At 59.8% G+C, this 24,544-nt stretch carries 22 protein-coding genes; 13 read left to right on the forward strand and 9 right to left on the reverse strand.

The genetic code is table 11. The annotated features are described in order from the left end of the window. The first annotated feature begins 247 nt into the window (after positions 1–247). The 6 genes from ACXAC3_RS19845 to ACXAC3_RS19870 all read left to right on the forward strand — a co-directional run bounded on the left by ACXAC3_RS19845 (position 248) and on the right by ACXAC3_RS19870 (position 6,837). A complete protein-coding gene (locus tag ACXAC3_RS19845) occupies positions 248–1,831 on the forward strand; it encodes an ABC transporter substrate-binding protein (RefSeq protein ID WP_475164063.1) in 1,584 nt (527 codons plus the stop codon). A gap of 67 nt (positions 1,832–1,898) precedes the next feature. Then, positions 1,899–2,993: a M24 family metallopeptidase gene (locus tag ACXAC3_RS19850; RefSeq protein ID WP_475164802.1), complete on the forward strand. Its 1,095-nt coding sequence runs from the start codon at positions 1,899–1,901 to the stop codon at positions 2,991–2,993. Continuing rightward, positions 2,993–4,000, forward strand: a complete 1,008-nt coding sequence (locus ACXAC3_RS19855) for an ABC transporter permease subunit (RefSeq protein ID WP_475164065.1) — start codon at positions 2,993–2,995, stop codon at positions 3,998–4,000. Before ACXAC3_RS19850 ends, ACXAC3_RS19855 begins: the two co-directional genes overlap by 1 nt. After that, positions 4,000–4,902, forward strand: coding sequence for an ABC transporter permease subunit (locus ACXAC3_RS19860; RefSeq protein WP_475164068.1), 903 nt, complete (start codon positions 4,000–4,002; stop codon positions 4,900–4,902). The genes ACXAC3_RS19855 and ACXAC3_RS19860 overlap by 1 nt, the downstream gene beginning before the upstream one ends. A 4-nt stretch (positions 4,903–4,906) precedes the next feature. Further along, on the forward strand, positions 4,907–5,884 hold the full coding sequence (locus ACXAC3_RS19865; RefSeq protein WP_475164071.1) for an ABC transporter ATP-binding protein: 978 nt from the start codon (positions 4,907–4,909) through the stop codon (positions 5,882–5,884). Further along, positions 5,881–6,837 (forward strand): ABC transporter ATP-binding protein, encoded by a 957-nt coding sequence (locus tag ACXAC3_RS19870; protein ID WP_475164073.1) that lies wholly within the window; start codon positions 5,881–5,883, stop codon positions 6,835–6,837. Before ACXAC3_RS19865 ends, ACXAC3_RS19870 begins: the two co-directional genes overlap by 4 nt. A gap of 8 nt (positions 6,838–6,845) precedes the next feature. Here the strand turns inward: ACXAC3_RS19870 and ACXAC3_RS19875 are convergent, their stop codons facing one another. Beyond that, complete coding sequence (locus ACXAC3_RS19875; protein ID WP_475164077.1) at positions 6,846–7,520, reverse strand: GntR family transcriptional regulator; 675 nt, start codon at positions 7,518–7,520, stop codon at positions 6,846–6,848. Positions 7,521–7,691: 171 nt separating this feature from the next. On the opposite strand from ACXAC3_RS19875, the gene ACXAC3_RS19880 reads away from it, so the two are divergent. The 4 genes from ACXAC3_RS19880 (at position 7,692) to phnY (ending at position 12,751) form a co-directional block, all read left to right on the forward strand. Then, on the forward strand, positions 7,692–8,711 hold the full coding sequence (locus ACXAC3_RS19880; protein ID WP_475164079.1) for a GlxA family transcriptional regulator: 1,020 nt from the start codon (positions 7,692–7,694) through the stop codon (positions 8,709–8,711). A gap of 123 nt (positions 8,712–8,834) precedes the next feature. Next, positions 8,835–9,962, forward strand: coding sequence for an iron-containing alcohol dehydrogenase PsrA (gene psrA / locus ACXAC3_RS19885; RefSeq protein WP_475164082.1), 1,128 nt, complete (start codon positions 8,835–8,837; stop codon positions 9,960–9,962). Between the two features lie 81 nt (positions 9,963–10,043). Beyond that, positions 10,044–11,288, forward strand: a complete 1,245-nt coding sequence (phnA, locus tag ACXAC3_RS19890) for a phosphonoacetate hydrolase (RefSeq protein ID WP_475164084.1) — start codon at positions 10,044–10,046, stop codon at positions 11,286–11,288. A gap of 14 nt (positions 11,289–11,302) precedes the next feature. Beyond that, entirely contained in the window at positions 11,303–12,751 is a 1,449-nt protein-coding gene (gene phnY, locus ACXAC3_RS19895; RefSeq protein WP_475164088.1) for a phosphonoacetaldehyde dehydrogenase, read from the forward strand. Between the two features lie 79 nt (positions 12,752–12,830). On the opposite strand, the gene ACXAC3_RS19900 is transcribed toward phnY, so the two are convergent. From ACXAC3_RS19900 to ACXAC3_RS19935, 8 genes are read right to left on the reverse strand one after another with little or no spacing between them, the layout of a single operon-like run. Next, on the reverse strand, positions 12,831–13,673 hold the full coding sequence (locus ACXAC3_RS19900) for a fumarylacetoacetate hydrolase family protein (protein WP_475164091.1): 843 nt from the start codon (positions 13,671–13,673) through the stop codon (positions 12,831–12,833). 18 nt (positions 13,674–13,691) lie between these two features. Further along, complete coding sequence (locus ACXAC3_RS19905; protein WP_475164094.1) at positions 13,692–14,447, reverse strand: SDR family oxidoreductase; 756 nt, start codon at positions 14,445–14,447, stop codon at positions 13,692–13,694. Between the two features lie 8 nt (positions 14,448–14,455). After that, positions 14,456–15,958, reverse strand: coding sequence for an aldehyde dehydrogenase (NADP(+)) (locus tag ACXAC3_RS19910; RefSeq protein ID WP_475164095.1), 1,503 nt, complete (start codon positions 15,956–15,958; stop codon positions 14,456–14,458). A gap of 13 nt (positions 15,959–15,971) precedes the next feature. Next, entirely contained in the window at positions 15,972–17,084 is a 1,113-nt protein-coding gene (locus tag ACXAC3_RS19915) for a fumarylacetoacetate hydrolase family protein (protein ID WP_475164098.1), read from the reverse strand. 1 nt (position 17,085) lies between these two features. After that, positions 17,086–17,916: an amidohydrolase family protein gene (locus tag ACXAC3_RS19920; RefSeq protein ID WP_475164101.1), complete on the reverse strand. Its 831-nt coding sequence runs from the start codon at positions 17,914–17,916 to the stop codon at positions 17,086–17,088. Continuing rightward, entirely contained in the window at positions 17,913–18,341 is a 429-nt protein-coding gene (locus tag ACXAC3_RS19925) for an RbsD/FucU family protein (RefSeq protein WP_475164103.1), read from the reverse strand. Before ACXAC3_RS19925 ends, ACXAC3_RS19920 begins: the two co-directional genes overlap by 4 nt. Beyond that, positions 18,331–19,383: an aldo/keto reductase gene (locus ACXAC3_RS19930; RefSeq protein ID WP_475164106.1), complete on the reverse strand. Its 1,053-nt coding sequence runs from the start codon at positions 19,381–19,383 to the stop codon at positions 18,331–18,333. Before ACXAC3_RS19930 ends, ACXAC3_RS19925 begins: the two co-directional genes overlap by 11 nt. After that, complete coding sequence (locus ACXAC3_RS19935; RefSeq protein ID WP_475164108.1) at positions 19,380–20,117, reverse strand: GntR family transcriptional regulator; 738 nt, start codon at positions 20,115–20,117, stop codon at positions 19,380–19,382. The genes ACXAC3_RS19930 and ACXAC3_RS19935 overlap by 4 nt, the downstream gene beginning before the upstream one ends. A gap of 83 nt (positions 20,118–20,200) precedes the next feature. Here ACXAC3_RS19935 and ACXAC3_RS19940 point away from each other — a divergent pair, with 83 nt between their 5' ends. The 3 genes from ACXAC3_RS19940 (at position 20,201) to ACXAC3_RS19950 (ending at position 24,496) form a co-directional block, all read left to right on the forward strand. Next, complete coding sequence (locus ACXAC3_RS19940) at positions 20,201–21,754, forward strand: UxaA family hydrolase (RefSeq protein WP_475164110.1); 1,554 nt, start codon at positions 20,201–20,203, stop codon at positions 21,752–21,754. 275 nt (positions 21,755–22,029) lie between these two features. Continuing rightward, positions 22,030–22,635: a GNAT family N-acetyltransferase gene (locus ACXAC3_RS19945; RefSeq protein WP_475164111.1), complete on the forward strand. Its 606-nt coding sequence runs from the start codon at positions 22,030–22,032 to the stop codon at positions 22,633–22,635. Positions 22,636–22,726: 91 nt separating this feature from the next. Then, positions 22,727–24,496 (forward strand): adenylate/guanylate cyclase domain-containing protein, encoded by a 1,770-nt coding sequence (locus tag ACXAC3_RS19950; protein ID WP_475164114.1) that lies wholly within the window; start codon positions 22,727–22,729, stop codon positions 24,494–24,496. Positions 24,497–24,544: the final 48 nt, after the last annotated feature.

The following is a 24,544-nucleotide window of genomic DNA, read 5'->3' on the forward strand; positions in this document are numbered from 1 at the left end:
TGCTGCGCAGGTCAGCAACCGCGTTGATCCGGGCGGGCGCTGCGGAAATGACCCAGAAGCAATAAACGTCGCAGATCATTCAACCCGCCCAAAAACCAGACCTGTGACAGCTCAGCGAAGCCAGTTGACAATGGATTTTGTATTTTGGATACATTGGGCAGAGATTTCGCGGCGATGAGAGTCGCCTGGGATTGCTCTGGTCTAAACGAGCAACGCGAAGGTCTGAAAATATTTCTGGGAGAAACTCATGAAACTCAAATTAATGGCCGCAACTGCTGCGATCGCCTTGTCGGGCGCTGCGGCACAGGCAAATACGCTGGTCTATTGTTCCGAAGGCTCGCCCGAAGGGTTTGACCCGGCGCTGTTCACGGCGGGGACAACGTTTGATGCCTCGTCGCATCCGATCTACAACCGCCTGCTGGAATTTGAAACCGGTACGACCAATGTCATCCCCGGTCTGGCGGAAAGCGTCGAGGCCAGCGATGACGGCCTGGAATACACATTCAAACTGCGTCAGGGCGTCAAGTTTCATTCCAACGACGAATTCACGCCGTCTCGCGATTTCAATGCGGATGACGTGATCTTCTCGTTCATGCGTCAAAAGGATGACAGCCATCCCTACAACCAGGTGTCCGGTGGAACCTGGGAATATTTCAAGGGTATGGGCATGCCGGATCTGGTCGAGTCGATTGAAAAGATCGACGACTACACCGTGAAATTCACACTGACCAAGCCCGAAGCACCATTTGTCGCCAATATGGCGATGGATTTCGCATCAATCCTGTCTGCGGAATATGCCGATGCGATGATGGCAGCGGGCACGCCTGAAAAGCTGAACACAGCGCCCATTGGTACTGGCCCGTTCTCGTTCGTGGCCTATCAGAAAGACGCGGTGATCCGTTACGGGCAGAATGCCGATTATTGGAAGGCACCTGCGGATGTTGAAAACCTGATCTTTGCGATTACGCCGGACGCGTCGGTTCGCTATCAGAAGCTGAAGGCCGGCGAATGCCACATCATGCCCTATCCGAACCCCGCGGACATTCAGGCGATGAAGGATGACGGTGACATCAACATGATGGAGCAAGAGGGCCTGAACGTCGGTTATCTGGCCTACAACACCACGATGGAGCCGTTCGACAATCCGAACGTCCGCAAGGCGCTGAACATGGCGATCGACAAGAACGCGATCATCGACGTGGTGTTCCAGGGCTCGGGTCAGGTTGCCAAGAACCCGATCCCGCCGACCATGTGGGGCTATAACGACGCCATCACCGATGACGCCTATGACCCCGAAGCGGCCAAGGCGATGCTGGAAGCCGAGGGCGTCAGCGATTTGTCGATGAAAGTTTGGGCGATGCCGGTGCAGCGTCCCTACAACCCGAACGCGCGTCGTATGGCCGAACTGATCCAGGCGGATTTCGCCAAGGTCGGCGTGGATGTTGAGATCGTGTCCTATGAATGGGGCGAGTACCTGTCGCGCTCGAAGGAACTGAACCGTGACGGTGCGGTTTTGCTGGGCTGGACCGGTGACAACGGCGATCCGGACAACTTCCTGGCCGTTCTGCTGGGCTGTGACGGCCGCGAAGCGTCGAACCGCGCACAATGGTGCCATCAACCGTTCGAGGACCTGATCCTGCAGGCCAAGCAGTCCATCGATCAGGCGGAACGCACCAAGCTGTACGAAGACGCTCAGGTGATCTTCAAGGATCAGGCGCCGTGGGCAACCATCGCACACTCGGTTGTTTACATGCCGATGAGCAACAAGGTGCAGGGCTACAAGGTGCACCCGCTGGGCGGCCACATCTTCTATGGTGTGAGCGTCGAATAACCAAATGTCTTTGATCGGAGCCGCCAGCAAGGCGGCTCCGGTTTTCTATTTCTGGAGGTCGGCACATATGCCGGATTTGTCCGAGTACCGCCAACTGGCAAAGGACATGTCAGTGGACGCCGTGGCGTTGGTGCCCGGTCCGAATTTCACCCGCGCATTGGGAAAACCCTTCATGAGTCACGAGCGGCCCTTTGTGGTCGTGATCCCGGTCGAAGGTGTCCCGGCAGCGATTGTGCCAAATCTGGAACTGGGGTCATGGGCGCTGGTTGGGTTCGAGGGCGCTGTCTTCGACTGGATGGACCAAACTGGCTATGACGATGCGTTCGATGCACTGGCCGAACATTTGCCATTGCGTTCCTTGGCCGTTGAAGGGCAGGTCATGCGCGTCTTTGTGTCCAAGGCCCTGACCCGCGCGATGCCGGACCTGCACATTGTTGATGGCGAGCGTGAGATTTCCGGTCTGCGTATCGTGAAAACCGATGAGGATATCGCCGCGCTTCAGGCGGCAATAGAAATCTCGGAACGCGCGCTGGAGCGGGTCATCGAAGATGTTCGGGTTGGCCACACTGAAAAACAAATCGAACAGGCCTTGATCCAGGCGCTGTTTGCCGAAGGGGCGGCTTCGCTGGCCTTTTCGCCCATCGTTGCCGCCGGGGGCAATTCGGCGCAACCGCATGGCAAGGCCCGCGCCGATTACCGTATCAGACCGGGCGATGCGCTGCTGTTCGACTTCGGGGCGCGCAAAAACGGCTTCGCGGCGGACATCACCCGTACATTCTTTGTCGAAGAGGTCTCGGACGAGGGCAGGGCGGTCTACGACACCGTTCTGCGCGCAAATCAGGTGGGGTTCGAGGTCTGCCGCCCGGGCGTGACCGCCCACGATATCGACGACGCGGTGATCAGCGTGCTTGAGGCGTCGCCCTATGCCGACCGTATCCGCACCAAGACGGGCCACGGTCTGGGCCGGGACGTGCACGAGGCGCCGTATATCATGCGTGGCAATGACCAGAAAATCCTGCCCGGGATGGTCTGGACCAACGAACCGGGCCTTTATGATCTGGACAATTTCGGCGTGCGGATAGAAGATGACGTGCTTGTCACCGAGGATGGCTGCCGGTCGCTGACCCGCTTTCCCAAAGATCTCACAATCATAGGTCGCTGATGTTTGGCTACTTACTCACACGCCTCGGCATGTTCGTTCCGACATTTCTGGGTGTGACGCTGATTTCCTTCATGTTCATCCGGGTGCTGCCCGGCGATCCCATCATCGTCATGGCCGGTGAACGCGGTATGACCGAAGAACGCTATCAGGAGATGGTTGAAAAGCTGGGCTTCGACAAACCGGTCCTGCAACAATACTGGGACTATCTGGTCGGTGTACTGCACGGTGATCTCGGTGAAAGTTTTGTCACCAAGAAACCGGTGTGGGACGAATTCTTCGCTCTGTTTCCCGCCACGCTGGAGCTGTCGCTCTGCGCGATGATCTTTGCGGTGGCTCTGGGCTTGCCGGCGGGTGTGATCGCGGCGGTGAACCGGGGCAAGTTCTTTGACCGGGCACTGATGTCGTCGGCGCTAGTGGGCTATTCGATGCCGATTTTCTGGTGGGCGCTGCTTCTGATCATCGTGTTCTCGGGCAACTTGGGCTGGACGCCGGTCTCGGGCAGGATCGACCTGCTGTACTACTTCCCCAGCGTCACCGGATTCATGCTGATCGACAGCCTGCTGTCGGGGCAGGAGGGGGCGTTCGGGTCCGCTGTGCGGCATCTGATCCTGCCAACAATCGTGCTGGGCACCATTCCTTTGGCGGTGATCGCACGCCAGACCCGGTCGGCGATGCTTGAGGTGCTGGGCGAGGATTACATCCGAACCGCGCGCGCCAAAGGGCTTGCGCCCGCGCGGATCAACGGGCTGCACGCGCTGCGCAATGCGCTGATCCCCGTGGTCACGGTGATCGGCCTGTCGGTCGGTACCCTGCTTGCAGGTGCCATCCTGACCGAAACGATCTTTAGCTGGCCGGGCATCGGCAAGTGGATGGTCGACAGCATTTTCCGCCGCGACTACCCGGTGGTGCAGGGTGGCCTGCTGATGATCGCCGTGATCGTGATGCTGGTAAACCTGCTGGTCGATGTCCTGTATGGCGTCATCAACCCCAAAATCCGGAGGCGGTGATGGCAGAGCTTTCCGCAACCCAACCCAAGACGGAAGCGCGCCCGAGCGCCTTGCGTGAATTCTGGTTCTATTTCAGCGAAAACCGCGGCGCGGTGATCGGCCTGTGGGTCTTTACGGCGTTTGTTCTGTGCGCAGCCTTTGCGCCCCTGCTGGCCCCCTATGACCCGACCGAGCAGTTTCGCGATCACATCCTCCAGCCGCCGGCCTGGCAGGAAGGGGGCAGTTGGGCCTTCCCGCTGGGCACCGATCCGCTGGGCCGGGATATGCTGTCACGGCTGATCATGGGATCCCGCTATTCCTTCTTTGTCGGCATCGTTGTGGTCTGTGTCGCGGTAACGGGCGGCGTGATTATCGGCTTGCTGTCCGGCTTTGCGCCGAAATGGGTCGATACGCTGATCATGCGGGTGATGGATATCATCCTGTCCTTCCCCTCGCTGTTGCTGGCCCTGGTTCTGGTCGCCATCCTCGGCCCGTCGCTGACCAACGCGATGATCGCCATCGCGATTGTGTTCCAGCCGCATTACGTGCGCCTGACCCGCGCCTCGGTTTTGTCGGAACGGCAAAAGGATTATGTGACATCAGCCCGCGTCGCAGGAGCGGGCAAGGCGCGGCTGATGTTCAAGACCGTGCTGCCCAACTGTCTGGCCCCAATCATCGTGCAGGCGGCATTGTCGTTTTCGACCGCGATTCTGGACGCTGCGGCCCTTGGCTTTCTGGGCATGGGCGCACAGCCGCCCACGCCGGAATGGGGCACCATGCTGGCTGAAGCGCGCGAGTTCATTCTGCGCGCCTGGTGGGTGGTGACCTTCCCCGGCCTGGCCATCCTGGTCACCGTGCTGGCCATCAACCTGATGGGCGACGGTCTGCGCGACGCGCTGGATCCGAAGCTAAAGCGGAGCTGACGATATGAGCCTGTTGGACATCCGAAACCTCACCGTCGAATTCGCCACCGCTTCGGGAAAGTTCCGTGCCGTGGATGGCGTCGATCTGTCCGTCAACAGGGGTGAGCTTATGGCCATCGTCGGCGAAAGCGGCTCAGGCAAATCGGTGTCGATGCTGGCGCTGATGGGTCTGTTACCCTGGACCGCCACGATCACCGCCGATCAACTGAGTTTCGAAGGCATCGACCTGACCAAAATCTCGGCCCGCGACCGGCGTAAGATCATCGGCAAGGACATCGCCATGATCTTTCAGGAACCGATGTCGTCGCTCAACCCCTGTTTCACGGTCGGTTTCCAGATCAAGGAAGCCTTGCGCATCCATCTGGGGCTGAACCGCAAGGACCGCCACCAGCGCGCTATCGAGCTGTTCGATCAGGTGGGAATCCCGGCCCCTGAAAGCCGGCTGAACACCTTCCCGCACCAGATGTCGGGCGGTATGAACCAGCGCGTGATGATCGCCATGGCCATCGCCTGCAACCCCAAGCTGTTGATTGCGGATGAGCCGACAACGGCGCTGGACGTCACCATTCAGGCGCAGATTCTCGACCTGCTGGTCCGCCTGCGCGACGAACAGGGGATGGGGCTGGTGCTGATCACCCACGATATGGGCGTGGTCGCCGAAACAGCCGAGCTGGTTCAGGTGCAATATGCCGGGCAAAAGGTCGAGGAGCAGCCGGTCGCCGATCTGTTCCGCACTCCGCGCCATCCTTATACCGCGGCGCTGCTCAGTGCGTTGCCCGAGCGGGCGACCTCCAGGATGTTGCCCACCATTCCCGGTGTTGTGCCCGGTCAGTTTGACAGGCCAAAGGGATGTCTGTTCAGCCCGCGATGCCAATTCGCGGATGATCTTTGCCGCAGCCTTCCACCAACGCCGCACAGCGCGGAATTTGGCAAGGCCCGGTGCCATTATGTTGAAAAGATAACCGCCGGAGAACTGGCATGAGTGCCCCCATCGTTCAGGCCAGTGCATTGGCCAGATTCTACACCGTCAAGGGTGGCCTGCTGTCCAAACCGGCGACGGTCAGGGCATTGTCCGGTGTGGATTTCGATCTGCAACCCGGCAAAACGCTGGCCATAGTTGGGGAATCCGGATGCGGAAAGTCGACGCTTGCGCGCGTGGTGACGATGATCGAGGAACCGACCTCGGGCACCCTGACCATCGACGGGGTTGATATTACCCCGTCGAAATGGGCGCAGATGCGCGAGACGGTGCAGATCGTGTTTCAGGACCCCTATGGCTCGCTCAATCCACGCCAGCGGATCGGTCAGATCCTGCAGGAACCGCTGATCATCAACCGCCCCGACATGTCCGCCGCTGATCGCGAGGCGCGCGCGCGCGAAATGATCGACCTTGTGGGCCTGCGTCCCGAACATTACGACCGCTATCCGCATATGTTCTCGGGCGGGCAACGCCAGCGGATCGCCATTGCCCGCGCGCTGATGCTGAACCCCAAGCTGCTTGTGCTGGACGAACCGGTTTCGGCGCTGGACGTGTCGATCCAGTCGCAAATTCTGAACCTGCTGGTCGAGTTGCAGGAGCGTCTGAACCATGCCTATCTGTTCATTTCGCACGACCTGTCGGTGGTGAAGCATTTCGCCGATGACGTGATCGTCATGTATCTGGGCCGCGCGGTCGAAAAAGCCCCCAAAGAGCAGCTTTTCGCGGCCCCCCGGCATCCCTATTCCAAGGCACTGCTCTCCACTACGCCACGGGCCGACCCCGAAGCCCGGAAAGAGCGGATCAAACTGGAGGGTGAATTGCCATCACCGATGAATATTCCAACGGGCTGTGCATTTGCGCAACGCTGCTGGCTTGCAACGGATGAATGCCGCGCGGCACCGCCAGAGTTGAGCGGCTCAACCCATCAGGTCGCCTGCCTGCATCCTCTGGACTGAAGCAGCCGTCAGTCGGCGGCTCGTGTGGAAATGACCATGTCCAGCAGTTGTTCCTTGGTGCGGCGGATATGTTTTGTCAGCAGGTCACAGGCATCGTCCACCCGCCCCGCGCGGGCCAGCGACAACAGTTTGCGGTGATCCTTTTTCGCCGGTTCACGCTGTTCCATGACGCTGAGATGCATGCGGACATACCGGTCGGATTGCAGGTTGACCCGTTGCAGAATGTCATTGGTCAGCCCGCGCCCGGCCGCCGCGTATAGCGCAAGGTGATATTCGGTATTCAGACTGCCCCACCGGCCGACGTCATAGGCGTCATAGGATTTCTCCATCTCGTCCAGAATGCGTTCGCACTCGGCAAAATTGACGTTGGTCATCTTTGGGATGGCCTGTCGGAACAGATCCAGTTCCAGCAGGACCCGCAGGTCAAATATCTCTCCGATTTCCGAAAGTGAATGGGTCGTGACCGAGGCCCCGCGATTGTTTGTCAGTTGGACAAGCCCTTCGGCGTCCAGCCGTTTCAGCGCCTCGCGGATCGGCATGCGCGAAACGTCGTAGTCCTCGGCCAAAGCCTCCTGACGGATGGTTTCGCCCTCGGCCATTTCACCACTCAATATGCGCTCGCGCAGGTCGTTTGTGATAACATCGGGCAGGCTTTGTCGTGGGATCGCGCGAGTTCTGGGCATTCGGGTGGTCTCTGGGTGCTGTCAACTTGTATCCAAAATACAAAATGAGGGCGCGATTTCCAAGGGGCTTGCATGCGGCGTTAACTATCTGGTGTTGATTGGTTTCAGGTGGTGGCCAAAGCGGGTCGTGCAGGGAGATCGGATTTGGCCCCGATGAAAGCGGAGGATGAAATGGACAGCCAGCGTTTCCTGCCCAAAGGCGCAATATCCGTGGACGTCCCCTATGACGGGCCGCCCAAAACCTTCTACTTCCTGCTTTTGCCCAAAACGACGATGCTGGCCTTCAGCGCCGCGATAGAACCTTTGCGGATTTCGAACCAGTTGGCCCGAAAGCAACTATTCGAATGGTATGTGCTGTCGCCGGATGGTGAACCGGTGACCTGTTCCAACGGCATTCGCATTCAGGTGGACCAGGCGATGCACGATCTGGACAAGGGGGCCTATACGTTTGTCTGTTCGGGGACCGAGCCGATGAACTCGTTCGACGCGCCGGTGCTGAACTGGATCCGTCGCCAGAAGGCGCATGGTTGCGACTTTGGCGGCATCTGCACCGGGGCATTCGCCCTGGCCAGGGCCGGGGTGATTGGCAACAAGAGATTCACGGTGCATTGGGAAAACCGCCCCGGTTTCTGCGAGAACTTCTCGGCAATCGTCCCTACGCAGAACCTGTATGAGATAGATGGCAAGCTGCGCACCTGCGGCGGCGGGCACGCCAGTACGGACATGATGCTGGAGGTCATCGAAGAGATGTTCGGAAACGCGCTTGCGGTCAGCGTGTCCGAGATGTGCTTGCATCGCCGGTCCGGTGAAAGCAGCAGCAAACAGGTCTCTCCGGTGTCGGCCCTGCTGGGCACCCGGAACGCAAAGCTGATCGAAGCGGTTCAGATCATGCGCGACAATCTTGAATCGCCTCTCAGCCTCGAAGCGGTGGCCGAACAGGCCGCCTTGTCCCGGCGCCATATGGAACGTCTGTTCCGGCAGCACACCAACATGTCGCCGGGCCGATTTTACAACAACCTCAGGCTGGATCGCGCCTTTGCGTTACTGAGCGAAACCGATCTGAGCGTATCTGAAATTGCCTTTGCGTCCGGGTTCTCCAGCACTGACCGGCTGTCGGTTCATTTCCGGGCGCGATACAAGGTCTCTCCGTATAATTTCCGGCGATCCTGGGCGCATGAAGGGCAGGGCTGAGCGAGCGAATTTGCTATAGAACTAACCAATAGGTTTTATCCAAACAATCTATTGGACCGATGGAATGAATTCCACCAGATTGCGACCCAACCCGGCGATTCAGCAACTTTCGTGAGGCCCGCAATGTGGACATATTCCAATCCGGTCAAAACCGTATTCGGGGCCGGATCTGTCAGTGAGTTGCCGCGGCTGATCGGCGGCCGTCGATATGCGCTGGTGACCTATCCGGATACCCGTTCCAAGGATCTGACACGCCGACTGGCGGAATCGGCGGGGCCTGCCGCGTTGATCATCGACGATGTTGCCCCGAACCCGGACTACCGGTTGTTGCGCGATCAGTCTGCTCGGTTTGGTCACCCGGACTGTGACGTCGACGTCATCGTCGCACTTGGCGGCGGGTCGGTCATAGATTCGGCCAAGGTCTTTGCCGCCGCCGGGGGCGATTTTGGCAAGGTCGCGCATTTTCTGGAGACAAGGTCAGGAGCAGAGGCTTTGTCCTCTCTGCCCGTCATCGCCGTGCCAACAACCGCGGGAACCGGCAGCGAAGTCACATGTTGGGCGACGGTCTGGCACGAGGAAAGCGGCAAGAAATACTCTTTGGCGAGAAATAACCTGTACCCCGAAACGGCACTGATCGACCCGGAGCTGATGGTCAACAAGCCCTATGGACTGACGCTGGCCACCGGGCTGGACACGCTCTCGCACGCGTTGGAGAGCATCTGGAACATCAACGCCAATCCGGTCTCGGCCCGGCACGCCGTGGCGGCCGCCAGAATGGTTCTGGACACGTTGCCGGCCTTGCTTGGCGATCTGGGCAATCTGGACCTGCGCACGCGCCTGGCCGAAGCGGCGCTGAGCGCCGGTCTGGCTTTTTCCAACACCAAGACCGCCATCGCGCATAACCTGTCCTATCCCATCACGTTGGGGTGGGGGGTACAGCATGGGATTGCCTGTTCCTTCACGCTGCCGGTGATTTTACGGTCCGTGGACGGAATCGGCGGGTTCCGGCAGGCCGCGTTGCACGCGGTTTTTGGCCCCGATCTTGTGGTGGGCTCGAACGACCTGGCTGCGTTCCTGACACAGCTTGGGGTCGCCACCCGTTTCGCCGACTACGGTATTTCGGACGGCCAGCGCATGGACATCATCGACGAAGCTTTTGCAGGTGAGCGGGGACGAAATTTCGCCGGTACCAAAGAGGCCTTTCTGAACGCCGCTGACGCGATGCAGGCCGCCAATTCCAGGGTGGCCTGACGCAATTCAAATCAATCCTGACCGAAAAAACCTGAACTCCGGTGCCAGCATCAGATGGCCCGCTTATCCGAGGATCAAAAGATGACACTCCAAACCCCGATCACCGCCAATGAGCGTGTGTATCCAACGCCAAAGGTTCCGGCGATTGCGATCTGCCTGGACGGGTGCGAGCCGGAATATCTGGACAAGGCCATTGCCAAGGGTCTCATGCCCACGCTGAAGCGGATGCGCGAGACCGGAACGGATCGGCTGGCGCATTCGGTGATCCCGTCTTTCACCAATCCCAACAACCTGTCGATTGCTACGGGGCGGCCCCCGATCGTGCATGGGATTTGCGGCAATTACCTGATCGACCCCGAGACCGGAGAAGAGGTGATGATGAATGACGTGCGGTTTCTGCGCGCGCCCACCATCTTTTCGCAATTCTACGATGCCGGCTATCGCGTCGCCATGGTCACCGCCAAAGACAAATTGCGGGCCTTGCTGGGCGCCGGGCTGAAATTCGACGAGGACCGCGCCGTCGCGTTTTCGTCCGAGCGGTCGGGTGAAACCACCAGGGCCGAACATGGCATCGACAATGCCAGCGACTGGCTGGGTATGCCGGTTCCCGAGGTTTATTCAGCCGACCTGTCCGAATTTGTTTTCGCCGCCGGTGTCAAGCTGCTGAAGGAGTTCAGGCCGGACATCATGTATCTGTCGACCACCGACTACATCCAGCACAAATTCTCCCCCGATCAGCAGGGCGCGCTGGATTTCTATGCGATGTTCGACCGGTATCTGGCGCAGCTGGACGAGATGGGCGCTGCCATCGTCATCACCGCGGATCACGGCATGAAGCCCAAGCACGGCACGGATGGAACACCAAATGTCATCTATGCGCAGGACCTGATGGATGAGTGGCTGGGCAAGGATCAGGCCCGCGTGATCCTGCCAATCACCGACCCGTATGTGGTGCATCACGGCGCATTGGGCTCGTTCGCCACCGCCTATTTGCAGGAAAGTGCGGACAAGGCGGATATCATGGCCCGGCTGGACGCCATCGAAGACATGATCCTTGTGGTCGATAAGGAAGAGGCGATCCGCCGCTTTGAACTGCCGGCGGACCGGATCGGCGATATCGTCATGATTTCGGGCGAGAACATGACCATTGGCACATCGGCTGACCGTCATGATCTGGCGGCGCTGAAGGAACCTCTGCGCAGCCATGGCGGTCTGACCGAACAAGAGGTGCCCTTCATCGTCAACCGCGTCATTGATCTGGGGAACGCGCCCGATCTACGCAACTTTGACGCTTTTTTCTACGCCACCACAGCGGCGGCCCTGTAAAAATGGACGGTATCATGAACACATCCGACATCCGCAACGAAGGCATGCGCATCGGTGGTGAGGTTGTCTTCACCGAAGCAACGGTTCCTGTACACTACCCCTATACCAACGAGGTCGTGGGCACGGTACCCGCAGGTACCGCGGAGCACGCGCGCAAGGCGTTCGAGATCGCGGCGAATTACACCCCCAGGCTGACCAGGTATGAACGCAGCCAGATTCTGCAACGCGCGGGCGAACTGATCGGCGAAAAACGGGAATATCTGGCGAAATGGCTGACGCTGGAACTGGGCATCTGCCACCAGCACGCCATCTATGAAACCAAGCGTGCGCAGGACGTCTATCAGTTTGCCGCCGCCGAGGCGCTGAAGGATGATGGTGAAATCTTCTCTTGTGATCTGACCCACAATGGCAAAGAGCGGAAGATATTCACCAAGCGCGAACCCGTCAATGCCATCAGCGCGATTACACCGTTCAACCACCCGCTGAACATGGTCAGCCACAAGATCGCACCGTCGATTGCGACCAACAACTGCATGGTGTGCAAGCCAACCGAACTGACCCCTCTGACGGCGCTGACGCTGGCCGATATCCTGTACGAAGCCGGACTGCCGCCCGAGATGTTCCAGGTGGTCACCGGCTGGCCGCAGGACATTGGTGACGAGATGATCACCAATGAAAACATCGACATCATCACCTTCACCGGCGGCGTTCCGGTGGGCAAGATGATCGCCGCGAAAGCGGGTTACAAACGCCAGGCGCTGGAGCTGGGTGGAAACGATCCCCTGATCGTTCTGAACGATCTGAGCGATGCCGATCTGGACAAGGCTGCCACCATCGCCGTAGCGGGGGCAACCGGCAACTCCGGTCAGCGCTGCACTGCGATCAAGCGCATTCTGGTGCAGGAAAGCGTGGCGGAGAGGTTCGTGCCTCTGGTTCTGGAGAAGGCCAAGGCAATCCGGTTCGGCGACCCGCAGGACCCCGAGACACAGCTGGGATGCGTCATCCACGCCGAGGCCGCCGAACTGTTTGAGAAACGCGTTTACATGGCCGAGGAAGAGGGTGCGGAAATCCTCTATCACCCCGGTCGTCAGGGCGCGCTGCTGCCGCCGATCGTCGTCGATAAGGTGCCGCATGACAGCGAGCTGGTGATGGAAGAAACCTTTGGTCCAATTGTGCCCATCGTGCGCGTGCCCGATGATGACGCCAAGGTCATGGAAATCTCGAACGGTACCGAGTTCGGTCTGTCGTCGGGCGTGTGCACCAATGATCTGAACCGCGCCATTGCCTATATCAACGGTCTGGATGTTGGCACCTGCAACATCTGGGAACAGCCCGGTTACCGGATCGAGATGTCGCCGTTCGGCGGCATCAAGGACAGCGGCAACGGCGTCAAGGAAGGCGTCATCGAGGCGATGAAATTCTTCACCAACGTCAAAACCTACTCGTTGCCCTGGCCGGGATGATCACTCTCAATATGGCTCTAAACATCACCCCGGGTTCCTTCGCCAATCCGGGGGGATGTATTGAAGTCTTCGTCAGGGCTTACCCCTGCACGACATCCTGCCGCTGTATGCCCAGCCCGTCGATGCCAAGTTCGATCTTGTCCCCCGGCTTCAGATAGGTCGGCGGGTTTTGTCCCATGCCAACCCCCGGCGGCGTCCCGGTCGAGATCACGTCACCCGGCTGCAAAGACATGAAGTGCGACAGGTGTGATACGATTGTGGCCACCCCGAAATGCATGGTGTCGGTCGAACCGTTCTGAAACCGATGCCCGTTCACTGCAAGGTACATCGGCAGGTTTTGCGGATCGGTGACCTCATCCCGGGTCACCAGCCATGGCCCGATCGGACCGAAAGTATCGGCCGACTTGCCCTTGACCCACTGGCCCGAGCGATGCAGCTGAAAGTCACGCTCGGACAGGTCGTTGACCACGCAATACCCGGAAACATGGTTCAGGGCGTCGGCTTCTGACACGTATTTTGCGGCCTTTCCGATCACGACACCTAATTCAACCTCCCAGTCGGTCTTGACCGATCCGCGTGGGATTTCGACGGTATCATTCGGACCCATTATGGCAGAGGTCGCCTTGAAAAAGATCACCGGCTCTTCCGGCAGTTCCATGCCGCTTTCCGCCGCGTGGTCGGCATAATTCAGGCCGATACAGATAAATTTTCCCACCTGCCCAACGCAGGGGCCAATTCGCGGATCGCCGTCGACCACCGGCAGGTCAGCAAGGTCCAGCCCGCGCAGCTGCGCAAGGTTTTCGTCGTCCAGAACTGCGCCTGAGATATCGTCAACAACCCCCGACAGGTCGCGGATATTACCTTCCCTGTCCAATACGCCGGGCTTTTCCTGTCCCGACGGTCCATAGCGCAAGAGCTTCATGTGATATTCCCTTTCACCTCAGATGGTCCAGCCGCCGTCAATCGCAATGGGCTGTCCCGTTGTGTACCGGCTTGCATCGCTTGCCAGATACAACGCCAATTCGGCAATTTCGTCCGGGGTTCCGATACGGCCCATAGGCTGGCGGGCGATGAAATCCGTCATCGCCTGGGTGTAATCGCCTGTGGCGCGCAACCGGTCGTGCAGGCTGGGGCTGTCGACCGTTCCGGGGCAGATTGCGTTGCAGCGAATGCCCTGGGTTACAAAATCGGCGGCGACGGATTTCGTCAGCCCGATCACCGCGGCCTTGGACGTGCAATAGGCAAAGCGGTTCGGAACACCTTTCAACGACGACGCCACCGAAGACATGTTGATGATCGAACCGCCCCCGTTTTTCAGCATTTTCGGAAGGCACAGACGGATCAGGCGATACATCGCCTTGACGTTCAGTTCAAAGCTGAAATCCCAGTCCGTTTCCTCGCAATCCAGAATAGACCCGCCGGCAACGTATCCGGCGCAGTTGAACAGCACATCCAACGGCGGCAGGTCCGCCGTGGCGGCGTGAACCGCCGCGGCATCTGTGACATCCAGCGTGATTGTCTCGATGCCCGGCAGGGCAGACAAGTCCTCCAGTGCCGCGGCGTTGATGTCACAGGCGATAACCCGCGCGCCTTCGGTTGCAAACAACTCGGCGGTGGCCCGGCCAATTCCCTGACCAGCAGCGGTGATCAGCGCGGCTTTGCCGGCAAGGCGGCCAGATTGGGACTGAGTCGCCATGCTGATCCTCACGTATTTTCCGGCAGCAGATCGGCCGGGATATCCTGATAGCAGACCGGACGTAGAAAGCGGCGGATCGACAGGGTGCCAACCGAGGTCGCTCCGAAATTGGTCGACGCGGGGTAGGGGCCGCCATGCACCATGCTGTCGCACACCTCGACACCGGTTGGGAAGCCATTGGCCAGCAGGCGACCGGCCTTGCGCTCCAGCAGCGGCAGCAGTGCCCGCGCCTCGGGTGTGTCGCTGTCGTCAAAATGCAGCGTGCAGGTCAATTGACCTTCGATTGCGCGAGCAATCTGACGCATCTGTTCCGCGTCACGGGCGCGGACGATAATTCCGAGCGGTCCAAAGACCTCTTCCTGCAACTTGTAATCTGCCAGCCAGTCGTCACCGGACACCGTAAACAGATAAGGCGCGGCGCCTCGGGCTTCGCAGCCGGTGCCGATGATCTGGGTGACACCTGTCCCGGCCGTCACACGCGCCGCGCCATCGCGATATGCATCTGCGATGCCGTCCGTCAGCATGGTCTGAGTGGGTACGGCCGACAGGCCCGCCTCTGCGGCGGACTGAAACGCGTCCGCTTCAGGGCCGGTGATCACCACGGCGATGCCCGGGTTTGTACAGAACTGTCCCGCGCCCATCGTCAATGACCCGGCCCAGCCTGTCCCGATCTCCGCGCCGCGCGCAGCGGCGGCGCCGGGCAGAATGAACATCGGGTTGACCGACCCCAGTTCGCCGAAAAACGGAATGGGCTCATCACGCGCCGCGCAGAGATCGAAAAGGGCGCGCCCGCCGCGCAGGCTGCCTGTGAAGCCAACGGCCCGGATCAGCGGGTGCTGCACCAGCCGCGCGCCAATATCCTGAGTATTGCCCTGAACCAGAGAAAAAACGCCAGGATGCACACCGCTTGCACGGATCGCGGCGTCGATAGCCTGCGCGACGATCTCGCCGGTGCCCGGATGGGCCGGATGCCCCTTGACCACCACCGGACATCCTGCTGCGAGCGCCGCCGCCGTGTCGCCACCCGCGGTCGAGAAGGCGAGCGGAAAATTCGACGCGCCAAACACAGCAACGGGGCCCAGCGGCCGCTGCATCATCCGCAGATCCGGCCGGGGCAGGGGTGTGCGGTCGGGCAGCGCGGAATCGTGGCGCTGGTCCAGGTATTCGCCTTTCTCGATGTGGTCGGCGAACAGGCGCATCTGGCCAACGGTGCGGCCACGTTCACTCTGCAGACGCAGATCCGGCAGACCGGTTTCCTGCGTTCCGATCTCGGTGATGGCGTCACCACGCGCGTCGATCTCATCCGCGATCCGCCGCAGCAACGCCGCGCGCTCACTGCGAGACGACCAGCCAAACGAGGTAAACGCTTGTTCCGCGGCCTCGACCGCCGCGTCCACATCGGACGGTGACCCCACGGCAAAGCTGTGGATGGGCCCATGCGCGGGGTCCGAGCCGAACGTGGTCTCGGCACCGACCCATTCGCCGGCGATCAGGTGTTTTCCGGTCAACATCTACTTTTCTTTCTCAAATCAGGCCGCGACCGGCCAGGTTTCGCATCAGGTGAGACGCCCCGAACCGCCACTCGGGACATTCTGTGGACAGGCGGACAGTGTTGGCTAGCGTGCCCAGTTTATCATTTGATATCGTGACGATATCGCCAAGCTTGTGGGTAAACCCCCCACCCGGAGTATCGCGATCCTGCGTCGGCGCAAAGAGGGTTCCGAGAAACAGCATCAGCCCGTCCGGATACTGGTGGTGCTGCCCGATGGTCTGGCGCACCAGATCCTCCGGATCGCGGCTGATCTGCGCCATAGATGAGTGGCCGTTCAGCACGAACCCATCCGGTCCGGTCACTTTCAGGCTTAGTTCAGCCTGACGGACGTCATCCAGTGAAAAGCCTTCGTCGAACAACCGGATCATCGGTCCGATCGCGCAAGAGGCGTTGTTGTCCTTGGCCTTGCTGAGCAGCAGGGCCGAGCGGCCCTCGACATCGCGCAGGTTGACGTCGTTGCCCAACGTCGCGCCCCTGATGTGCCCTTGCGATGAAACGGCCAGAACAACCTCGGGCTCGGGGTTGTTCCAGGTCGAAACCGGATGCAGACCAACATCCGCGCCGAAGCCCACCGAAGACAGAACCTGCGCCTTGGAAAACACCTCGGCATCCGGGCCGATGCCAACCTCAAGGTACTGGCTCCATAGCCCTTCGGCGATCAGCGCCTCTTTGACCCGGGCCGCCGCATCGGATCCCGGCACGATGTCGGACAGGCTGTCACCGATCCGTTCTCCGATCCGGCGGCGGATTGCCTGGGCCCGGGCCGGGTCCCCGGCGGACTGTTCCTCGATCACCCGTTCGACCATCGAACCGGCAAAGGTGACACCGCAGGCTTTGACGGCCTGCAGATCGCAGGGGGCCAGCCAGTGATGTGTCGCGTCGACCGATCCGATATCTTCGCCCGTCGCGCTGCGAACGTATTGCGCCGCATCCTGACGCTCCAGAATATCCCGCACGGTCGGTGCGGATTTCGAGGTGATGTCCAGAAGCTGCCCGTTGCGCAGAGTCACCACGGACGGGCCGATCCCCGGCCGTTCGATACGCCCGAGCCACAGCCCGGCGGGGTCCAGTTGCACAGATGTCATCCTAGTCCCTGAGTTGATAGGCCCGGGCGGCGTTGCCCCCCAGAATCGCTTTGCGTTCGCTGGCGGTCAACGCGCCGATCAGCATGTCTGTGGTTTCCAGCCAGCGTTCATAACTGCTGGTCAGGGTGCACACGGGCCAGTCGCTGCCCCAGATCAAACGGGATGGCCCGAAAGTGTTCAGCAAATGATCCACATAAGGGCGGAGGTCATCGGCCTGCCAGTCCGGTCCGGCCTCGTTCACCAGCCCGGACAGCTTGCACCAGGCTTCTGTTTCCCGGGCCAGAGCGCTCATGCCCTCGGCCCATTCTGCGATCGCACCGTTCCGGATCGTGGGCTTGGAGGCATGATCGATCACGACACGCAGCCGGGGATGCCGGGCCAGAAGTTGCCGCAATGGGCCAAGATGATGCGGCAGGGTCAGGGCATCGAATGTCAGGTTATGCTTTTGCATCGCCTCGATTGCCGGGGTCAGAATATCGTCAACCATCCAGAGCGGATCGGCGATATCCTGGATCATCGGGCGCAACCCGACCAGGGCCGGGTGAACTGCCAGCTCAGCGATCTGAGACGGGGCGTCTGCGGCCTCGAAATCGACCCAGCCGACTACGCCCTTGATGAATTCATTCTGATCGGCCAAAGCGAGCAGGAATTCCGTCTCGGCCACGGTCGGGGCGGCCTGAACCAGAACCGTGCCCTCAATCCCGGCCGACTCCAGCAAGGGGGTCAGGTCTGCGGGGGTGAAATCCTTGTAGATCCCGCTCAGTTCCGGGGTCAGCCAGCCGTAATCCCCGCGCGCCAGAGCCCAGAAATGCTGGTGCGCATCGATCTTCATGCAACGACGCCCTTTTTGAGGATGATATTTCCGTACAGCCTGCGCTCCCCTGTCTGCACGATCGCAAAGGCACCCGCAGCGCGGTCGTAAAACGCGAACCGCTCCAACCCCTGAATTTGGGCCGGGTTGTCCGCCGTATCGTCAATGATGCGCTGAAAATCGACGACGGCTTCGGGCACGGTCTCGGCGTCACCGACCACCTGCATGGTCAGGGCCGGGTCTGGGACGAACGTGTCAAGCGGCATCAGGGTCAGAACAGCCCTGAGAACCTCGCTTGCGGTTGAGCCGTCGGCCCGGATGCAGTCAGGCCCGATGCTGGTGCCGGGGAAATTTGCATCTGCGATCACGATCTCATCGCCGTGGCCCATAGCCCGCAGCGCATGCAACAGTGCGGGTGACAGGATCGGGTCTATGTTACGCAACATCGGCGGCCTCCATCGGTAAGGGCGCATCGGGACGGATCAGTCCTTCGCTTTGCAGATCGGACCAAAGGCCGGGTGGAACGGTTCGGTTCAGCAGGGCCACGTTGGCCCGGACCTCGGCGGCGCTGACCGCACCGGGGATTACGGTCTTGACGCAGGGATGGCCCAGCACGAATTGCAAGGCGGCGGCGATCAAGGGCGTATCATGTGCGGCACAAACAGCCTGGATCTTTCGGACACGATCCAGAACCTCTGGCGGCGCATCGGCGTAGTTGTACTTTGCGCCGGCTACGGCACCGGTGGCCAGTATACCTGAATTATAGGGCCCGCCCAGAATGATGCCGACATCGCGCTTTTCGCACAGGGGCAGAAAGCTGTCCAAAGCCTCCTGCTCTAACAAAGTGTACCGCCCGGCCAGAAGGAAGCCGTCAAAATCCCCCAGTTCCAGCAATCTTTCGCACACCTGCCATTCATTTACGCCTGCGCCGATTGCGGCGATCTCACCAGCGTCGCGCAGTTCGATCAGGGCCCTGTACCCACCGCCGTCAAACAATTCGCGCACTTTGGCATCCGAGACTTCCTGACTGCCCTGGCTGAACACGCAGACGTCATGAACCAGGAGGATATCGGCGTTCGCAATGCCGATCCTGTCCCGGCTGGCCTCATAGGATCGCATCACCCCGTCATAGGTATAGTCGAACACGATCCGCTTTTGCGGGACATCAACAAAGGCTTCGGGTGTCACCTCATGCGGTGCGCAGTCCAGCAGCAGACGTCCGATCTTGGTGGAGAGTTGGATGTTCCCGCGCCCGAACCGGGCGATGGCTTTCGAGAACCGGTGTTCGGACCGGCCAAGCCCATATTGGGGTGCGGTGTCGAAATACCGGATCCCCGCGTCAAAGGCTGCGTGCAGGGCGGCCTGCGCGTCTGCGTCCGACACTTTGCGATACAGGTTGCCCAATGGCGCGCCGCCAAACCCCATGCGGGTCAGCGGAACGGGCCGGGCCGTACGATTGTTCAGAACTCTGGTTTGCGAAACGGTCATCCTGCCTCTCGTACGGGTTGCGCGGTGACGTTGAACAGCGCGGGCCGTTCGCTCATCAGGGTTTCGATCCGGGGCATCAACTGCCCAAGGTGATGACGCATGGCCTGCTGCGCGGCCCCTTCATCGCGGTCCTGAATGGCGGCAAGGATCGCGCGATGCTCTGCCAATGTCGCGGCCACACGGCCGGGCGTGGGCAACAGCAACATTCGCGCGCGGCTGACCTGAAGGGATACGGTCTGCGCAACATCCCTGAGGCGGGTAAATCCGGTAAACTCCATCAGAAGGGCGTGAAATTCCTCATCCGCCTGAAAAAATCCGGGAATGTCATCGTCTTCGACCAGCAATTCCTGCAGGCGCATATTGCGGCCCAGTTTCCGGCGCTGATCTTCGGTCAGGTCGCGCGCGACCTTTGCCACCGTTGCCAGTTCCAGCGCCTCGCGCAGAAACGCACCTTCGCGGATTTCGGGCATCGAGAAATAGGACACCCGCGTACCGGATTGCGGAACGACATCCACCAACCCTTCGGCTGCAAGACGGGTGATCGCTTCGGTGACCGGCGCGCGCGACACGCCCAGACGCTCGCAGATCAAAGCCTTTCGCAGATTGGCACCCGGCGGGAAATCCAGCGACAGGATCGCCAGTCGGATGACCTGATAGACCCGCTGTGCCAGCGTGCCTTCGGTTGCGGTGATCCCGCCCAACAACCGCGCGTCGATGTTCTGGGGTTTGGTCATGGCGCTTGGCCTAGCATACTAACATGTTAGTTGACAAGGCGGTGCCGCATGCCTAGCAATCCGGTCAGACATACGGGGAAACGATGCAATCAAATCCCAGAACTGCGCCCACGTCGGCGACACTTGGCGACACGGTCAGACTGAACCCGGACGACAATGTTGTGATTGCGCTGCGGGACCTGACGGCTGGAGAGCAACCCGCTGGCGTACCCGTACCGCTGACGCGCCCGGTGACACGTGGCCACAAGATCGCGACCGCGGCGATTGCTGCAGGAAAGAATGTGATCCGCTATGGCCAGATTATCGGGCAGGCGAAAATTGACATTGCGCCGGGCGAACATGTGCATGTTCATAACTTAGGCATGGGTGCGCATCAGCAGGACTATGCACATGCCAGCGCAAACGCCCCATTGCCCGAGATCAGTCCCGCGCGCAGTTTCCAGGGGTTTCACCGCGCGGACGGCAAAGTCGGTACGCGTAATTACATCGGAATTCTGACGACCGTGAACTGCTCAGGCTCGGTGGCGCGGTTCATTGCGGAGGCTGCCGAAAAATCCGGGCTTCTGGACAAATTTTCCAATGTCGACGGTGTGGTTCCCATCGTTCACGGGACAGGGTGCGGCATGTCGGCCAAAGACGAAGGGTATGCAACCTTGTTCCGGACCCTTTCAGGATATGCGCAGCACCCGAATTTTGCCGGCATCCTGCTGATCGGGTTGGGGTGCGAAGTCATGCAGGTGGCGGATCTGATGGGCGGACGGCCAATCCGTCAGGACGGGGTCCTGCGCTATATGACCATCCAGAACGAAGGTGGCACGCGCCGAACCATTGAGCGCGGTCTGGAAGAATTACGCGGGATTGCAACACTGGCCAATCAGTCCACGCGCGCAGACGCTCCGGTCAGTGAAATAACGGTTGGGATGCAATGCGGCGGCTCGGACGGGTACTCGGGGATCACTGCCAACCCGGCGCTTGGATATGCCTCGGATCTTCTGGTGCGCCATGGCGGCACGACGATCCTGTCCGAAACCTCCGAGGTTTATGGGGCGGAACACCTTCTGACATGCCGTGCCGAGACGCCCGAGGTCGGTCAAAAGCTGATCGACCGCATTCACTGGTGGGAGGACTACACAGCACGGAACGGTGGTGAAATGGACAACAACCCCAGCCCCGGCAACAAGCGCGGCGGGCTGACAACCATACTTGAAAAGTCGTTGGGCGCGGTTGCCAAGGGCGGAACCGCGCCCCTGCGCGACGTCTACAGATTTGGTGAAAAGATCGACAAAAAGGGGTTGGTATTCATGGACAGCCCCGGATTCGACCCATGCTCGGTCACCGGGCAGGTGGCCTCGGGCGCGAACCTGATCGTGTTCACAACCGGGCGCGGCTCAGTCTCGGGCTATCAGCCGACACCTTGCATCAAACTGGCGACAAACGCGGAAATGTACACGCGCATGGCCGAAGACATGGACCTGAACTGCGGCGACATCGTCACCGAAGGTGTCAGTGTCGAGGCAAAGGGCAGGGAACTTTTCGAAATCCTGATCCGTGTAGCCTCGGGTGAAAGAACCAAAAGCGAAGAACTTGGTTTTGGCGGGGTTGAATTCGTTCCCTGGCAGATCGGCGCGGTGATGTGATCCGCGCCCACTGAATACGATCGGAGCAAAGGGTGAGGGCGAGCAGGCTGATGAAAAATTCGTTCAGGAGTTTCAACGCAAAGGCAGGATTCAAATTTAGGATACACTTCCCGCGCGAACGGACATCGGTCGTTTTCCGCCGCTTGGACCGGATTTTCTCGTTTCCTGTTTGCGACATTTTTGTGCTACTGTCCCGCAAGCGATTTATTTCTGACATTATTTAAAGGTTTTTTCTCTTGCCCGACACTCCTCACCGCGTTTTCAGGCTGCGCCCCATGGAAAAGGCAGATCTGGAAACTGTCACACCCTGGTTTCAGGACATTGAAGACCTCGCCCGCTTTGACCGCACTTCTCGTGTTCCATTCAATCTGGCGCAAACCGAAGAAATCTGGAGCGATGTATTCAAGGCGGCAGACAGCTATAGCAAATGTTGGTTCGTCGTTGAATCCGACGACGGGCAGGCGCTGGGACTGACCGGGCTCGAAGCGATCTCTCCGATCAACCGCGATGCCATCGTGGCCGTATTTATCGACAAGTCGGTGCGGCGTCTGGGGGTTGGGATCAGGGCAACCGCGCTGGTCGTGGATTTTGCGTTCCGACAGCTTGGGCTGAACCGTCTGACCTCATACTATCGGACAGATAACGCAAACAGCCGCGACCTTGTCGCAAAACTGGGCTGCAAGGTTGAAGGCACCATGCGTCAGGCCTGGTATGCGGACGGACAATTCCGCGACATGGTTGTGGTGGGGCTTCTCAAACAGGACTGGGACGAACAGCGACTTGTGCTGATGAAAGAACTCGGCGCTGGCCCGACCGTCAGTTTCGGGGCGAGCGCGACTGCGGCCTGGACATGGCCGCCGCAGGTTGATGGATGCAAATAGAAGGCATTTATTTGCAGCCGGATTGCAAAAGCATTTTTTGCTATAGATTAGAGACCGGGCTCATGTGCAGCCCCTTAAACGAGTATCGCCTGTGACCACCACAAGTCCAAATCCTCAAATTACGCAGAAACTGGGCGCAGTATTGTTCGCGGACGTCGTCGGCTATTCCCGACTGATGAGCGAGAACGAACTGGACACATACAACTCTTTGAAATCATTGATTTCTCAGCTTGAGCAAACCTGCGCGCGTTTTCATGGTCGCGTGGTCGAAGTGCGGGGTGACGGTATTCTGGCGCTGTTTGAAACGGCCACCAGCGCGGTTGAGTTCGGCGTTGAGTTGCACCGTATAGCGAGCGAACAGAACGAAACACGCGAAGACGGTCAGCGAATCAAATTTCGCGCCGGTGTCCATCTTGGAGAAATCCTGATCGACGAGCGCGGCATTCACGGCGACAATGTCAACATCGCCGCCAGGCTTCAGGAGATCGCCGAACCCGAAAGGGTCTATGTCAGCGCCGCCGTATACGATCAGGTCTGCAACCGCTTGCGGTACGGATACGAATTCCTGGGTCCGAAACAACTGAAGAACATCCTTTCGCCGGTCTCGACCTATTGTGTCCGCAGCGAAGTCGCCGGCGCGACCATGGCTGGAACAATGCGCCCGGACCTGCCCGGAGATTTGCTAGAACGACCGGACACGCCCTCGGTCGCGATCCTACCCTTCAGCAGCAATGGCGGCGACGAATCCGACAACTGGATCGCCGAGGGCCTGACAGATGACATCATCATGAATCTGTCCAAGTTCCGGAACCTGTTCATTATCGCCAGAAATTCATCCTTTTTCTTCAAGACCCAATCTATGCCGCCCAAGGAGGCGGCGCAGAAACTGAACGTCCGGTACGTTGCCCGCGGCAGCGTGCGACGGTCCGCCAGCCGTATCCGCATTACCGCCGAACTGGTCGACGCCAGCACCGAACGCACGATCTGGGGCGAGAGGTTTGACCGGAAGATCGATGACATTTTCGACATTCTCGACGAAGTAACCGAATGCATTGTGGCCGCCACGGCGGTGATGATCGAATCTCATGAAAAGCAACGCATGATTCAGGCCATTCCGTCTGATCTTGAGGCGTATGGGTCGGTTCTGCAGGGCCAGCATCACATCTTCAAATACACGCGCAACGACAACAGGAAGGCGCAGCATTTCTACCAGTCCGCGCTCGCGCGTGACGAAGGGTATGCCCGCGCGGCGGCCGCGTTGTCGCGAACGCTCAACATCGACTGGCGATACTCCTGGACAGAAGACCCGACGGACGCTTTGGACAAGGCGTTGTCCTTTGCGCAGCGAGCGATCGAACTGGACCCGACCGATGCCCGGGGGTTCGGCGAGCTGGGCTATGTACACCTGTATCGCAAGGAACATGACGCCGCGATCCAGTCCTATCAGCGGGCGCTGGCGTTGAACCCCAATGACGCGGATATGCATTCAGACTATGCCGATGCGCTGGCTCATTATGGTGACAATGAAACCGCCATCACGCATATTCAGCAGGCCATGCGGTTGAACCCGTATTTCCCGGACCAGTACCTGTGGCATCTGGGTGGCGCGTATTACAACCTCAAGCGCTATGACGATGTCATCGAAACGGTCAACAAAATGAACAACCCCACCGAGGGGCAGCGTATGCTTGCGGCCAGCTACGCGCAGCTGGGTCAAACCGATCTGGCCCGTCAGATCACCGACAAACATCGCGCGGCGCATCCCAACTTTTCACTGGATCGCTGGGCAACCATTCAACCGGACCGGTTGGAAGAAGACACGCAGCATTTTGTGGAAGGTCTGAAAAAGGCCGGATTCTGATCCGCAACGAAAAAGGGCGCGTCCGCGGCGCGCCCTAAAGTCCTTAAG

The sequence above is a fragment of the Ruegeria sp. ABV4_181 genome (assembly GCF_056158465.1).